General features: G+C 66.1%; 1 protein-coding gene. It reads left to right on the forward strand.

The genetic code is table 11. The annotated features are described in order from the left end of the window. Positions 1-17: 17 nt before the first annotated feature. Positions 18-770: PDDEXK family nuclease (locus E4F61_RS03610; protein ID WP_484481997.1), on the forward strand; the 753-nt coding region annotated here is incomplete at its 3' end.

Here is a 770-nt window from a genome sequence, read left to right on the forward strand (position 1 = left end):
CGGCCAAGCGTGGCTCCGTGGCGACTCTGAAGGGAACCAAGCGCACGGCACTGGATGTCATGATGGAGCGGGCGGGTGCCGATGTTTTGGATCCGGAGCTGGCGAGCCTGACCCCACATATCGATTGGGTGGCCGGCTGGGCACCGGATACGGCTGTGCTATTCCAAGGCGCGTCCAAGCTGGGCTCGAGCGATCGCCTCGCGCGACCGGAGCCGGCAAGCGGCGGCGGTCCCTTGCCTAGTCGGCACAGCTTCAGCAGCCTCAATCGAGTTCATCACGTAGCGCCTGCTGTCGAGGAAGCCAGCGCGGCAGACGAAAGCCTGCCGGCCAGTTCGGCTCATGCCACCGCGCATGAGGGGTCGGGGGAGAACCCGGAGGGCATGCGGGAACCGCATCCGGCGCTGAAGGCACTCCGGGTTGTCCGAGGCACGGAGTTTGGCAACGCGGTGCATGCGGTTTTCGAGAATCGCGAGGTCGGACAGCCCATCGCGACGCAGGGGGCGCTCGTGCGCCAGTGTCTGGCCGAGCGGCTGGACGCTGCGCTCGCAGCGCCCCTGGGTCTGCAGACAGCGGCAGCGCTCCAGCTGGGGCAGGTGCCCGTCGGCGACCTGTGCCCGGAGATGCGCTTCAACTTGGCTCTTGGCGAGGTCAATCTGGCGACGCTCCGGGACGCCTGCGGCCGGCACGGCTATGGCCACCTCATTCCGAACAATCGACGCATCATCAGTGGTTTCCTAAATGGGGCAATCGATCTCGTCTTCCATCATGAA

The sequence above is a fragment of the Cognatilysobacter segetis genome (genome assembly GCF_004359965.1).
In the GTDB taxonomy this organism is placed as follows: Bacteria; Pseudomonadota; Gammaproteobacteria; order Xanthomonadales; family Xanthomonadaceae; genus Cognatilysobacter; species Cognatilysobacter segetis.